The sequence below is a fragment of the Cognatundibacterium curvum genome (assembly GCF_014284235.1).
Classification (GTDB): domain Bacteria; phylum Pseudomonadota; class Gammaproteobacteria; order Burkholderiales; family Burkholderiaceae_D; genus Undibacterium; species Undibacterium curvum.
Genome location: NZ_JACOGD010000003.1, coordinates 449,722 through 463,476, shown reverse-complemented (window position 1 = coordinate 463,476; position 13,755 = coordinate 449,722). Strand labels below are relative to the sequence as shown.

Genomic DNA, 13,755 nt, shown 5'->3' with positions numbered 1-13,755 from the left:
TTATCGCGAATCCGGCACTGCGATTATAATTCGCGCATGGAAAATCCTCTTCAATTCGTTCAGTGGTTGCGGTCGGTCGCACCCTATATTCATGCCTTCCGTGGAAAGACCTTCGTGGTCGCATTCCCGGGTGAACTGGTCGTTGCAGGCGCATTACCGGTTCTGGCACAAGATTTATCGCTGTTGCATGCACTTGGCATCCGCATCGTGATCGTGCACGGCTCGCGTCCTCAGGTCGCAGAGCAGCTGGCCTTGCGTAATGTGGAGGGGCGTTTCCATAATGGCGTCAGGATCACCGACACCGCTGCGATGGAATGTTCTAAAGAAGCTGCGGGTGAATTACGTCTTGATATCGAGGCTGCTTTCAGCCAGGGTTTACCAAATACCCCGATGGCACATGCAGCGATCCGCATCATTTCCGGCAATTTCGTGACGGCTAAGCCTATCGGTATTGTGGGCGGCGTCGATTTCGGACTGACAGGTACTACCCGTAAGGTGGCCTACGACACCATACAACATATTCTGGAAGCTGGCAGTCTGGTATTACTAGGCCCGCTGGGTTTTTCCCCGACCGGCGAGGCGTTTAATCTGACGATGGAAGATGTCGCCGTGTCGGCCGCGACCGCGCTGCGTGCCGATAAGCTGATCTTTATCACTGAAACGCCGATGATGGTGGATCAGGATAATGACGAATTGCGTGAATTATCGTTCATGCAGGCTGAGCAGGAACTCAAAGCAGCTTACCTGCCAGCAGATTCGGCGTTTTATCTGGAACACGCGGTCAAGGCTTCACGTGGCGGCGTACCGCGTATTCACATCGTGCCGTTTGACATGGACGGCTCGGCGCTGCTGGAATTGTTTACCCATGATGGCGTCGGCACCATGGTGTCTTCAGAAAATCTGGAAAGCCTGCGTGAAGCCACGATTGAAGATGTGGGCGGCATTATTAAGCTGATAGAGCCGCTGGAAGCCGATGGCACCCTGGTCAAACGCGGACGCGAACTGATAGAACGCGAGATCAACTACTTCTCTGTCATCGAACATGATGGCGTGATTTTCGGTTGCGCTGCGCTCTATCCTTTCCCTTTCGACAAAATGGGCGAGATGGCCTGCCTGACCGTCAATCCCGACGTGCAGAGTCAGGGCGACGGCGAGCGCATACTGAAGCATATGGAGAAACGCGCACGCCGCGCCGGCTTCCATTCATTGTTTGTACTGACCACCCGCACCGAACACTGGTTCCTGAAGCGTGGCTTCGTAAAAGCCTCGGTCGATGACTTACCAAAAGACCGCCAGAAAATGTACAACTGGCAGCGTAAATCCCTGGTACTGATCAAGCAGTTGTAAGCACTTCCCTTTATAATTCAGGCTGTTTGCGTATCACTAAGGAGTATTACCATGGCCCGTATGGTCCACTGCATTAAATTAGATAAAGAAGCCGAAGGTCTGGATTTCCCGCCTGTACCCGGCGAGCTGGGCGCGAAACTGTATCAGTCCGTTTCCAAAGAAGCCTGGGCTGGCTGGATCAAGCACCAAACCATGCTGGTCAATGAAAACCGTCTGAATCTGGCCGATTTACGCGCCCGTAAATACCTGATGGCGCAGATGGACAAGCACTTCTTCGGCGATGGTGCGGATGCTGCAGCTGGTTATGTGCCTCCATCCGAATAAGTAGCTACGCTGTTATCTGCTTAGGGTTTTGCCGCAGATGATAGTCAACGATTAGCTGCGCAAAATAAAAAAACCGCAAACTCAGTTTGCGGTTTTTTACATCTGCACTGACTGCTACAAGCTCAAAACAGCATCAGAAGAATTCAACCTTACCGGTTTCCACGTCATGCATAGCACCGATGACCTTGATCTGACCGCTGTTGATCATGTCGCGCAATACCGGGCTTTTCTCGGAAATTGCCTGCACTGTCATCTTGACGTTCATTTCGGCAGCAGCGTCAACGAAGTGGTGATTTTTTGAACTGCGGTCAGTACCATGGTTATCTGGTGTTGCCTTAACTGCCGGAGCAATTTTAGCGACCAGCTGCGTCAGATTACCCAAAACTGCGCTGTCACACGCACCTTTCACCGCGCCACAATGGGTATGTCCCAACACGACGATGGCTTTGGAACCCGCTACTTTAGCCGCATATTCCAGGCTGCCAAGGATGTCTTCATTGACGATATTGCCCGCTACACGTGCAGTGAACATGTCGCCGATACCCTGATCAAATACCAATGCCGGATCAGAACGGGAATCGATGCAGGACACTACGCTCACGAAGGGATACTGGCCGTCTTTACCGCTGATTTTTGCCTGAGCCATCAAGTCGCGCTTCAACATACTGCCAGACACAAATCGTGCATTTCCATCCTTCAGACGCTGAATTGCGAGATCTGGCGTAACTTCACTTTGCGTGATTTTAGTCATAGGCACGGCTAGCTGCGCAGTGGTCACTGGCTGGGTAGCACAGGCAGACATCAACAAAGCTGCAGCTAATGCGCTCAGAAATTTCCCGTGTTTCTGTAAAGAGGAATGAATATGCACGTCGTACTCCTTAAAATAAGATGAATTGACACTGATGGTAAAACCGCAATCATTTTATTGCAAAAACATAAACAAAGTAGTGATATTTACAATTTATTTATATATCAGACTTCTCACACCTTCAGCCGTCCCCAGCAAGCAAACATCTGCACCCTGATGCGCAAACAAGCCAACGGTAACCACACCAACGATATTATTAATCGTATTTTCCAAGGCCAGCGGATCGGTAATCTGCAAGCCATGCACATCCAGGATGTAGTTACCATTATCGGTTACCAGGGGCTGACCATCCTTGAGGCGCAGCTTGGCATTCCCCCCCAGTGCATTCAACTGGCGACTAACCACTGCATGAGACATAGGAATGACTTCAACCGGTAAAGGAAAACGCCCCAGCGTGTCGACCAGTTTAGAGCCATCTGCAATACATACAAATTTTTCTGCAACGGAAGCCACAATTTTTTCGCGGGTCAAAGCAGCACCGCCACCTTTGATCATCGCACCTGAGGCATTAATCTCATCGGCACCATCGATATACACCGGCATATGCGTGACTTCATTCAAGTCCAGCACGGTAATGCCATGCGCACGCAGACGTTCTGCGGTTGCTTCTGATGAGGCGACCGCAGCTTTGATTTTGTCTTTCATCTTTGCCAGTTCATCGATGAAGAAATTCGCGGTGGAACCGGTTCCTACACCAACAATTTCACCTTCAACCACATAGGCAATGGCGGCCTGGGCGACCGCCAGTTTCAATTCGTCCTGAGTCATGTTGCAGCTCCGTAGATGTGCAGACCCGTGATCTGCAGATTAAAAAATTGGCGGCATTGTAGCCGATCAGCGTCGACTTGCCGACCGGTTTTTCAGAAATTCCAGAGTGGCGGCTCGTCCATCAGTGCGATTTGCTCACGTAATTCCAAAATACGATCTTGCCAATAACGCTGAGTATTAAACCAGGGGAAGGCCGCCTGGAAAGCCGCATCATCCCAACGCTGACCCAGCCAGGCCGAATAGTGGATCAAACGCAGTGTACGTAAAGCTTCGATCAGGTAAAGCTGGCGCGGATCAAAATCAAAAAAGTCTTCGTAACCAACCAGGATATCTGTCATCTGGCGCTGCATCTCAGCGCGTTCACCTGACAGTAGCATCCATAGATCCTGAATTGCAGGCCCCATGCGACTGTCATCGAAATCGACAAAGTGCGGTCCGGCCTGCGGTCCCTGATCCAGCCACAATACATTCCCCATATGGCAATCACCATGCAGCCTCAACACAGGCACAGACCCGGCACGCGCATAACACTGCTGCACAGCGTCCAACGCCTGTTGAGCAACTGACATATACACAGTCTGTAATTCAGGCGGGATCATGCCACTGCGGGCCAGCCAGTCCAGAGGCTGTGCACCAAAGGTATCCGGATTAATTTCAGGCCGATGCTGATAACTGCTGAGCGCACCGACCGCATGTATGCGCCCCAAAAAACGTCCCATCCATTCCAGCGTCGCCGCATCCTGCAACTCGGGTGCGCGCCCGCCCTGACGTGGGAATAAGGCAAAGCGATAGCCCTGATAATGATGCAGACTCTGGCCTGCACCCGAGCTCAAGGCAGTAACGACAGGGATCTCTTGCGCGGCCAGCTCCATGGTAAATGCGTGTTCTTCCAGGATCGCCGCATCAGTCCAGCGGCCAGGCCGGTAGAACTTGGCAATCACAGGCGGACCATCTTCCAGCGCGACCTGATACACCCGGTTTTCATAGCTATTCAAAGCCAGGATACGGCCATCGCAAAACCAGCCACAGCTTTCTACCGCGCCCAGCACCAGGTCAGGAGTCAGGTCCGCAAAAGCGGGTAAAGTATTTACTTGATTCGTTTGAGCATTCATAGCCGCGATTGTACGTCTGAATGCACACTGTTTCTGCGCTGAATGCATAGTTCAACGCGGAAAAAAGCGGAATTCTGCCCCACGAGGCGAGCGCAAAGCGCTACACTTCCGGTATTTTCACATTCAGCTCAGGTATGACCATGCATCTCGACGAACCACTCAGCGACAAAGAATTCAATGAACTCGACAAATTCCTCATGTCAGACCGGGTCGGTGACGATGGCATGACCATGGATGCCCTGCATGGCTATATGACCGCCATCGCGCTGGGCCCGGAAATGATACCGATGACAGAATGGCTGCCGCTGGTCTGGGGCCTGCCGGATCAGGGTCAGCCTAAATTTAAGAACGACAAGGAAATGCAGCGTATCACCAATCTGATTGCGCGCTTCATGAATGAAATCCAGATCACCTTTGAAGTCGCACCGCAGGAATATGAACCGCTGTTCTGCGTATTGGAACAGAATGGCAAAGAACTCATCGATGGTGAAACCTGGGCCTGGGGCTTCTGGGAAGGCATGCAGTTACGCGCTGAAGCCTGGGAAGCCGCCTGGGAATCGGAAGAAATCGGCCCGCTGTTGCAGCCTATCTATTTGTTAGGCGCAGAGGAAATCGAAGAAGAAGAGATGAAGTTTGTCGATACACCGGAAAAATGCCATACCCTGGCACTGGCGGTCGAACAATCCATCCCGGCCATACGCCGCTTCTGGGCACCATTGCGCAAATCAGGCGTCACCACCGTCAAGCGCGACAGCCCCAAAGTTGGCCGTAATGATCCTTGCCCTTGTGGCAGCGGTAAAAAATTCAAATCCTGCTGCGGCGCTGAGCCGACTGTGCATTAATTCTGTCTTTACCTGACATGGTTTGCGCTGGAGTAAATGCTCTAGCGCATTTCCCCACCAGTTGTAAGTCCCGTGCTATTTTCGCGTTTGCTAATTTTTTAAATCAATGATTAGTCTGATGCATCAATAACACGGAGAACCACATGAGCTTACAAGATCAATTCGCCCAGGCCCTGGCTGATTCCAAAAACCTGCCGGAACGCCCGGACAATATGACGCTGCTGAAAATTTACGCACTGTACAAACAAGGCAGCACTGGCGACGCGACTGGCGACCGTCCTGGCATGACAGACTTTGTTGGCCGCGCCAAGTTTGACGCCTGGGCAGGTCTCAAAGGCACGACCCAGGAAGCAGCGATGCAGCAATACATAGACCTGATCTCTTCCCTCAAAGCTTAAAGCTGCACAGGAAAACTGGTCAGCAGATTGGGCGGACGCTGTCCGCTCAAGCCTGCGATCAGATTATCTGCCGCACAGTTTGCCATCGCAAGCCGGGTTTTTTCTGAAGCACTGGCGATATGCGGTGTCAGCACCACATTGGTCAAACCCAGAAAATCCGGATGCAAAGCCGGTTCATTTTCAAACACATCCAGCCCTGCCGCCGCGATCGTTTTGTTACGCAAAGCATGTATCAAGGCCTGATCGTCGACGATGCCGCCGCGTGCAATATTGGTCAGCGTCGCAGTCGGTTTCATCAAGGCCAGCTCAGCGCCAGCAATGGTATGGTGGGTCGCAGCGGAATAAGGCAAGACTAATATCACGTGATCGGATTCGCGCAACAACTGCTCTTTGCTGACAAACTGTGCCTGATTAGCCGCCTGCTCCAGCTCAGGTGCCAGCCGTGAACGGTTATGGTAAAGCACCTGCATATTGAAGCCAGTCGAACGACGCGCTATCGCCTGACCGATGCGCCCCATGCCTATGATGCCCAATGTACTGCCGTGCAAATCAGGACCGATAAAGCTGTCATAGCGCCACTTAGTCCACTTCCCTGCGCGCAGCCAGTGCTCAGCTTCAGTGATGCGCCGCGCGGTTGCCATCATCAATGCCCAGCCAAAATCGGCCGTGGTCTCATTCAACACATCCGGCGTATTGCTGGCCAAAACCTGAAAGCGCTCACAGGCAGCGGTATCGATATTGTCGTAACCCACTGCCATATTGGCAACCATACGCAAACCAGGAACAGCAGCCAACACTTGCTCATTGATACGGGCGCTACCGGTAATCAGCGCGCCCTGCTTACCCTGCAGACGGCCTGTCAGTTGCTGCTGCGAGTAAATTTCATCCTCCTGATTACTTTCTACTTCAAAATGCTCAGCCAGCCGGGCTAAGACTTCAGGAAAAATTGCACGCGCTACTAAAATGTGGGGTTTCGTCATCATTTGCTCTTTCTGCCCTTGGTTTTCACGGCTGCCGGAACGATTGCCGTCATTATTTGCTGTGAATATTAATGGAAACAGCCACTGTCTTGCAGTAAAACCTTGGCATTGAAATAATTTTCATCGATTGCTGCACAGGCTATTGCGTGAGACAAATCAAAGCAAAATGGGTTTATCTCACCTAAAATGTAGCGATTTCATGCTTTACAGCAGCTTGCCGTTACGCAAACTGCCACTCAGGCTGCGCGCAAACAGCTTATTTGCTTATGCACAAACTATATAACGCTGATTTGTGGGAACTGTTAAATTGCCTTAAAATACAAGGCTTTGCAGCCCCAGAGCGCATTTAGTCTGCACTGGCTGTGCCAAACCCCGAATTTTTAAGATTGGACTGTTATGACCCACGTTGTGACCGAATCCTGCATCCGCTGCCGCTATACCGATTGCGTGGATGTCTGCCCTGTGGACTGCTTCCGCGTTGGCCCGAATTTCCTGGCCATTGATCCGGACGAATGCATAGACTGCGCCGTGTGCGTGGCAGAGTGCCCGGCCAATGCGATTTTTGCCGAAGAAGACGTGCCGTCTGACCAGCAAAACTTCATCAAAATTAATGCTGACCTGGCACGCAAATGGCCATCGATCACAAAAACCGTTGCTCCATTGGCCGATGCCGATGAATGGAAAGACGTCAAAGATAAATTGCAATTCCTGGAACGCTGATCCGGCACTCCAGGCCCGCTCACTCACTAAGGGTGAGCGCTAACATTTTTTGGTATCTCTGAAACTGACTCCGCGTATGGAAAATATACAAACTACTCAGGCAAATGGCGTGATTGATGCCGATGCCGTCATCATCGGCGCAGGCCCGGTTGGCCTGTTCCAGGTTTTCGAATTAGGCCTGCTGGAAATCAAAGCTCACGTTATCGACTCTTTGCCTGCAGTTGGCGGTCAGTGTATCGAGCTGTATCCGGACAAGCCGATTTACGATATTCCTGCCGTTCCGGTATGTACCGGCCAGGAACTGACGGACAATCTGCTCAAACAAATTGAACCGTTTGAACCGACTTTCCATCTGGGTCAGGAAGTGACACTGGTTGAACGCCGTGAAGATGGTCGCTTCGACGTTGAAACATCAACTGGCACGCGCTTCATCACTAAAACGATTTTCATCGCAGCCGGTGTTGGCTCCTTCCAGCCACGTACATTAAAAGTCGATGGCATTGAAGCCTACGAAGGCAAACAAGTATTCTATCGCGTCAAAGATCCTAGCCAGTTCCATGGCAAAAATCTGGTGATCTGCGGTGGTGGTGACTCTGCGCTGGACTGGGCATTAAACCTGGTTGGCAAAGCGGAATCCGTGGTGCTGCTGCACCGTCGCGATGACTTCCGTGCTGCGCCAGCTTCCGTCGCCAAGATGAAAGAACTGTGCGATAACTACGAAATGCAATTGCTGATCGGTCAGGTGACTGGCATAGAAAGCAAAGATGACACGCTGAGTGAAATCAAAGTAACCGGTGCCGATGGCGTAACCCGCCGTCTGCCACTGGACAACTTGCTGGTATTCTTCGGTCTGTCACCAAAACTGGGACCGATCGCAGAATGGGGCCTGGACATAGAGCGCAAGCAGTTAAAAGTCATGAACACTGAAAAGTTCGAGACCAATGTACCTGGCATTTTCGCGGTTGGTGACATAAATACCTACCCGGGCAAAAAGAAACTGATCCTGTCTGGCTTCCATGAAGCTGCGCTGGCCGCATTCGGTGCTGCACCGTATATTTTCCCTGAAAAGAAAATCCACATGCAATACACCACGACTTCACCTAAGCTGCACAAAATTCTGGGCGTGGAAACACCAGTATTTGACTAAGCCGCAGGCCTCAAGTAGTGAAAAAAAACGCAGCTGTTTTCAGCTGCGTTTTTTATTGTCATTCGAGTCTGCGATGACAATTACAAGGCCATCTGCATCTGTACCGGTGCTGCCTGCAGCGGGAAACGCTGAGTGATCTGATAAATTTCATCAGACACTTCACAAAATGCATGCACGATGCGCGGATCGAAGTGTGAACCCGATGATGCGCGCAGAATCTCCAATGCTTCCTGATGCTGACGGGCTGGCTCATACTCGTAATCTGAAATCAGTGCATCGTACACATCAGCCACACTCATCAGTCTGGCCGCCAACGGAATAGCTTCGCCGCTGATCTGTTCGGGGTAACCACTGCCATCCCATTTTTCCTGATGTGAATACGCAATTTCCCGGGCATAACGCAGAAAATCATGCGTCTCTCCAAAGCAGGTTTCCACAATCTCGATAGCTTCCCGTCCGAACACAGTATGCTGCCGCATCAGCGCCAGCTCAGCCTCACCCCATTTACCACGTTTTTCAAGTATCCAGTCGGGCAGTTGTATGCGCCCTATATCATGTAAGGGTGCCGCTTGCGCCATCAGACTTATCGCGTCATCATTGAGCTGCCGCGTAAAATCCGGATGCAGGCGTAAGCGCTGCGCCAGCACTCGCAGGTATTCCTGGGTGCGCCGTAAATGATTGAGTTTAGCGGCATCACCCGATTCACTTAAAGAAGCCAGGCCTATGATAATCGCCTGCTGAAGTTGATTGAGCTTTTCTGTTTTTTCAGTCACCAGCAACTGTAACTGCTGATTTTGCATACGCAATTGCTGCTGCGCCTTGAGCAAGCGTAACTGAGTCGCTACACGCGCTATCATCACCGGTGGACTGACGGGCTTACTGATGTAATCTACCGCGCCCAGACGCAAACCCAGCTCCTCATCATGCACCTGATTTTTCGCCGTCAGAAAAATCACTGGAATCTCAACGGTACGCGCATCCCGCTTAAGCAAACGGCAGGTCTCATAGCCATCCATGTCAGGCATCATGACATCGAGCAGGATCAGATCCGGCTGCGGTTGCGCCTGCGCTATCTGCAATGCCTTCACACCGCTGGTCGCGATTTTAACGCGGTACAACTCCCTTAACAGATTCGATAGCAGAGACAGGTTGTCCGGCGTATCGTCCACCACCAATACTGTAGGCCGGCTGGCATTTTCGTGGGAATCAGGCATCGCTAGGCTCATTCATAGGTTTGAGTGTTCGCGCCAGCCAGGTATACCCCACCCGGCATCTTATTGCTCAACATGTGGATTGCGGGTGTAACCGTGATTCAGTGCTGCCTCCCGCAAGATACTCAGTGCAGCATCAAATTCAAACTGACGCAAGGCGCGCATCAATTGTTGATGCACTTCCTGCCCGAATGCAAGCTGCAACTGATCACTGGCCCCCTTCAGTAACTCTACGGCCTCGCCATCGTATTCAACCAATAAAGCTTCGCTACGTTGCAACAGGCTCTGCAGCGCCAGTTTATCTAACTTCGCGTCTGCCACTGGCGAAGCAGTGGCCTCCAGATCCGACTGCAGCGCTGCCTCTATCGCTGCGATAGTCTGACTCAGCTCCTGCTGACAGGCAGCAAACCGCAATATGATTTCACGCGCTGACACAGCGCCACGGATACTATGCTCCAGTTGTTCAGCGCTCTTGCGCATGGCTTTCGCCGAGATCAGAGCCGCCACGCCTTTCAGGGTATGAATCAGACGTTCAGCACTCGCGGTCTCGCCTGCGATGTAGGCATCCCTGGCATCAGCCACTGCATTTCTCTGACTTTCGCAAAAACGCCCCAGTAAGTCGCGGTACAACTCCTGGCTGCCGAGCGCACGTCCGAGACCCTCTTCCACATCGATATGATCAATTTGCAGCCGCTCTGCCTGGGATGGTTCAGAGACAGCTGACATTGCAAGCGTATGCGTTTCTGGCTGGCACCATTGTCGTATCGTGTTATACAAGGACTGGGGATCGACCGGCTTAGTCACATGTGCATCCATGCCTGAGCGCAGGCAATGGGCGCGTTCTTCCGCCATCGCATGTGCCGTCATGGCAACGATGGGCAACTCGGCATAGGCCGGATTGAGGCGTATCAGTCTGGTCGCTTCGTGCCCATCCATTTCCGGCATCTGCACATCCATGAATACCATCCCAAAATGTTCGGGTGGGTGGCTCAACACCAGATCAACCGCTTCACGACCGTTAGCGACCAGGCTGACATCTATTGCAGCAGCCTCCATCAGCTCACGTGCGATCTGTTGATTGACTTCATTATCTTCTACCAGCAGTACGCGTAAACCAGGAAATTGCGGTACAGCCTGCTGACTGCGGCTGGCATTCCGCTCGTGCTCGATGAGCATCAGATTATCGAGGCATTGCCTCAGAATAGAGCCATTGACCGGCTTACGCATAAAGGCATCGGGCAAGGCGATATCCGTGCGGAAGCTGGCCTCTTCACGTGCATGTACCCCCAGCAAGATAAATTTCGGCATGCTGCGCAGATTTTTGACGTTCTTGAGTAAACTGATTAAACCCAGCCCATCCAGCTCGGGCATGCGCAAATCCACAAACACCAGATCAAATGGCGTGGCCTGATCCGCCAGCTCTATCGCCTGCATCGCAGCCGTCGCACTGTATACACTGACGCAATTCGGTGTCAGCTCCATCAGTTCTTCACTGAGTACCTGTGCAGCTTTGCGATTATCATCTACGATCAGTACGTTGAGGCCGGGATTTGTCATCACCGCAGGCGCCAGCGCCAGCCTTTTTTCTGGCAAATCAAACCAGGTATGGAAACGCACTGTCGTGCCCACACCCATATCGCTATTAAGAGAAATCTCACCCCCCATCAGTTCGATCAAACGTTTAGAAATCGACAAACCCAGACCGGTTCCACCAAAACGGCGCGTAGTCGACTCATCAGCCTGACTGAAAGGTTGAAATAAACGTTGTGTCTGCTCCTCAGACATACCGATGCCGGTATCACTGACCGCGAACTCCAGCTTCACGCGCCAGGCCTTACTCTCTGCGACACGGCAAGACATAAAGACTTCACCTGCATCGGTGAATTTGATGGCGTTATTGATCAGATTAATTAAAACCTGGCCCAGCCGCAGCGAGTCGCCTCTTAACAGGCGGGGTATTTCCTTCGGCACGTGCAGAATAAATTCCAGATTTTTTTCATAGGCGCGGTCAGCCGTCATCAGGGTGATATTTTCCAGCACTTCATTCAGATTGAAATCGATATGTTCAATACTGAGCTTACCGGCTTCCACTTTAGAAAAGTCCAGAATATCATTCACAATGCCGAGCAAAGACATGCCTGCATGATGGATTTTCTCCACATAATCTCTTTGCTTATCATCGAGATCCGTCCGCAAGGCAAGATGCGCCATCCCGATGATGGCATTCATCGGCGTGCGGATTTCATGACTCATATTGGCGAGGAACATAGATTTAGCGGCGGTAGCCTCTTCGGCGTGTATCCTTGCGCGCTCTGCCTCCTTGAGTTCAGCCTGCATCTGCAGCGTTCGTAAACGCAGCTGTTCTGCCATACTTTCCTGTAACTGGGTCTCCAGCCGCTTACGTTCCGTGATATCCATCACCACCCAGACGGTCCCCATCGTGAGCCGGTTCTGATCCACTGCACGTCCAGAAAAGTGTACCCAAAATAAGCTGCCATCGGCGCGCCGCATCTGCAGCTCACTTTCATACGCCTCACCGCGCAAAACGGCCTCACTGACGGCAGCGCCTGAGGCGTGATAAGCATCACGTGAGGTGTAGAACGGTTCCAGCGACGCGCCAAGCACAGCGTGCCTGTCCACACCAAAAATCTGGCACAAAGGTTTGTTCGCCCACTGTACTCTGCCCTCATTATTCAGAAAAACCATACCCACTATGGAGTTTTCCAGTATGGTTTCGCGTTCCGCGAGTATGCGCTGCAACTCATCGTCCAGCGCCTTACGCTCTGCATAAGCCTCCTCAGCCAGCCGGCGCGCCAGTTCGGCCTCTTTTAGTTCATGCCCGATATGTAAGGTCTGTACATGAACACGGGTTGCCAGGCCCTGGGCTTTGACAAACAATGCCATATAGCGCTGCTGCTCCTGATAGCCCTCTTCCCACTGTCCCGTTTCACCGAAAATCTCTATCAACTCGCGCATCGCACGCAGCGGCATGTAGACATAGCCCTTGTCTCCGACACTGTCTATGGCGCGCCTTAAGTCTGAAATCGCTTCAGGGAAGCGCCGGTGACAACGGTGCAAATAACCATTCACCCACCAGCTGTAAGGCTTGAGCGGTTTATCTTCGTAAGTATCAAGCAAAGACATTGCAATGCTGTTGAGACGGTCTGCCTCACTCAGCTGTCCGCGCGCCGCCAGCGTATAGGCCGCCACAGAAAGACAAAACGCGCGACTGGAGTTATCAGTATGGTGCGCACTACCTTCGCTGATGTAATTCGCCACACTTAAATAGGCGTCATCATATTTCTCCAATGCCAGATAACATAGCGCCAGCATGGTAGAGATGAACGGAGCCAGCCATTTCTCATCGGAATCCACCGCAATTTCACGGGCTTCCTCCAGCAAAACCTCGGCATCCTCGGCATTACCGCTGATGTAAAAAATCTCACCCAGATTGGCCAGCACCTGCGACACGCGATTTGGAATTTGCAGGCGTTTGGCTTGCTCTAATGCGTTATAAAAATGCCTGATCGCCTCTTCGGTGTATCCCAGCTCCTGCGACAGCGTACCGAGGATATTCATTACCAACACAGTCAACCTGTGATCACCTGCAGGCAAAATCGGCAGGATGCGCGAATGGCACAGGGAATACGCTTGCTCAGCCCGTCCATGGCGGCGCCATACGGCAACGGTGCCCAGCAAAGAGAAGGCCAGACCTTCGCTATCGCCGATCAGCTCAAACATGGTTGCAGTGCGCTCAAATTCAGGCTCAGCCAAGTGCAGCTTACCGTCAAAAAAATCGGCAAACGCATACAGGATTTCAGCCAGTCCGCCCAACACCGGACGACGCTTTTCACGCGCTTCCGTGCGTAAGCTCTTGGCAATCAAGCGGCCCATTTCAGGCGAATCACGCATTAAATCAAACGCGATAAAACACTGTTCTCGCCATTGAATTTCCGTCTGATCGAAGTCACTAGTCATTCTGCTATGCCCTATATCCTTATCAATGACACATTTTGTCTGCATCCTATTGTAGCCCGC

General features: G+C 51.9%; 12 protein-coding genes. 6 read left to right on the top strand and 6 right to left on the bottom strand.

What is annotated here, in order from left to right; translation table 11 throughout:
* Nucleotides 1–36 precede the first annotated feature (36 nt).
* Nucleotides 37–1,347, top strand: a complete 1,311-nt coding sequence (gene argA, locus H8K43_RS08155) for an amino-acid N-acetyltransferase (RefSeq protein ID WP_186903355.1) — start codon at nt 37–39, stop codon at nt 1,345–1,347.
* Nucleotides 1,348–1,398: 51 nt separating this feature from the next.
* On the top strand, nt 1,399–1,671 hold the full coding sequence (locus H8K43_RS08150) for an oxidative damage protection protein (RefSeq protein WP_162020301.1): 273 nt from the start codon (nt 1,399–1,401) through the stop codon (nt 1,669–1,671).
* 133 nt (nt 1,672–1,804) lie between these two features.
* Here the strand turns inward: H8K43_RS08150 and H8K43_RS08145 are convergent, their stop codons facing one another.
* The 3 genes from H8K43_RS08145 to H8K43_RS08135 form a co-directional block, all read right to left on the bottom strand.
* Entirely contained in the window at nt 1,805–2,539 is a 735-nt protein-coding gene (locus H8K43_RS08145) for a carbonic anhydrase family protein (RefSeq protein ID WP_329604492.1), read from the bottom strand.
* Nucleotides 2,540–2,632: 93 nt separating this feature from the next.
* Nucleotides 2,633–3,307 (bottom strand): ribose-5-phosphate isomerase RpiA, encoded by a 675-nt coding sequence (rpiA, locus tag H8K43_RS08140; protein WP_186903354.1) that lies wholly within the window; start codon nt 3,305–3,307, stop codon nt 2,633–2,635.
* 92 nt (nt 3,308–3,399) lie between these two features.
* Complete coding sequence (locus tag H8K43_RS08135; RefSeq protein WP_186903353.1) at nt 3,400–4,419, bottom strand: serine/threonine protein kinase; 1,020 nt, start codon at nt 4,417–4,419, stop codon at nt 3,400–3,402.
* 140 nt (nt 4,420–4,559) lie between these two features.
* On the opposite strand from H8K43_RS08135, the gene H8K43_RS08130 reads away from it, so the two are divergent.
* On the top strand, nt 4,560–5,261 hold the full coding sequence (locus H8K43_RS08130) for a UPF0149 family protein (RefSeq protein ID WP_186881794.1): 702 nt from the start codon (nt 4,560–4,562) through the stop codon (nt 5,259–5,261).
* A 143-nt stretch (nt 5,262–5,404) separates the two neighbouring features.
* The gene (locus H8K43_RS08125; RefSeq protein WP_186903352.1) at nt 5,405–5,659 is read left to right on the top strand and encodes an acyl-CoA-binding protein; all 255 of its coding nucleotides are present in this window, start codon (nt 5,405–5,407) and stop codon (nt 5,657–5,659) included.
* Here H8K43_RS08125 and H8K43_RS08120 read toward each other — a convergent pair.
* A complete protein-coding gene (locus tag H8K43_RS08120; RefSeq protein WP_186903391.1) occupies nt 5,656–6,639 on the bottom strand; it encodes a 2-hydroxyacid dehydrogenase in 984 nt (327 codons plus the stop codon). The two genes, H8K43_RS08125 and H8K43_RS08120, sit on opposite strands and share 4 nt — an antisense overlap.
* Before the next feature lie 396 nt (nt 6,640–7,035).
* Here H8K43_RS08120 and fdxA point away from each other — a divergent pair, with 396 nt between their 5' ends.
* Nucleotides 7,036–7,359, top strand: coding sequence for a ferredoxin FdxA (gene fdxA, locus H8K43_RS08115; protein ID WP_186903351.1), 324 nt, complete (start codon nt 7,036–7,038; stop codon nt 7,357–7,359).
* 76 nt (nt 7,360–7,435) lie between these two features.
* A complete protein-coding gene (locus tag H8K43_RS08110) occupies nt 7,436–8,506 on the top strand; it encodes an NAD(P)/FAD-dependent oxidoreductase (protein ID WP_162020295.1) in 1,071 nt (356 codons plus the stop codon).
* Between the two features lie 80 nt (nt 8,507–8,586).
* Here the strand turns inward: H8K43_RS08110 and H8K43_RS08105 are convergent, their stop codons facing one another.
* Entirely contained in the window at nt 8,587–9,720 is a 1,134-nt protein-coding gene (locus tag H8K43_RS08105; RefSeq protein WP_186903350.1) for an HD-GYP domain-containing protein, read from the bottom strand.
* A 60-nt stretch (nt 9,721–9,780) separates the two neighbouring features.
* On the bottom strand, nt 9,781–13,695 hold the full coding sequence (locus tag H8K43_RS08100; RefSeq protein ID WP_186903349.1) for a response regulator: 3,915 nt from the start codon (nt 13,693–13,695) through the stop codon (nt 9,781–9,783).
* Between the last annotated feature and the right edge of the window lie 60 nt (nt 13,696–13,755).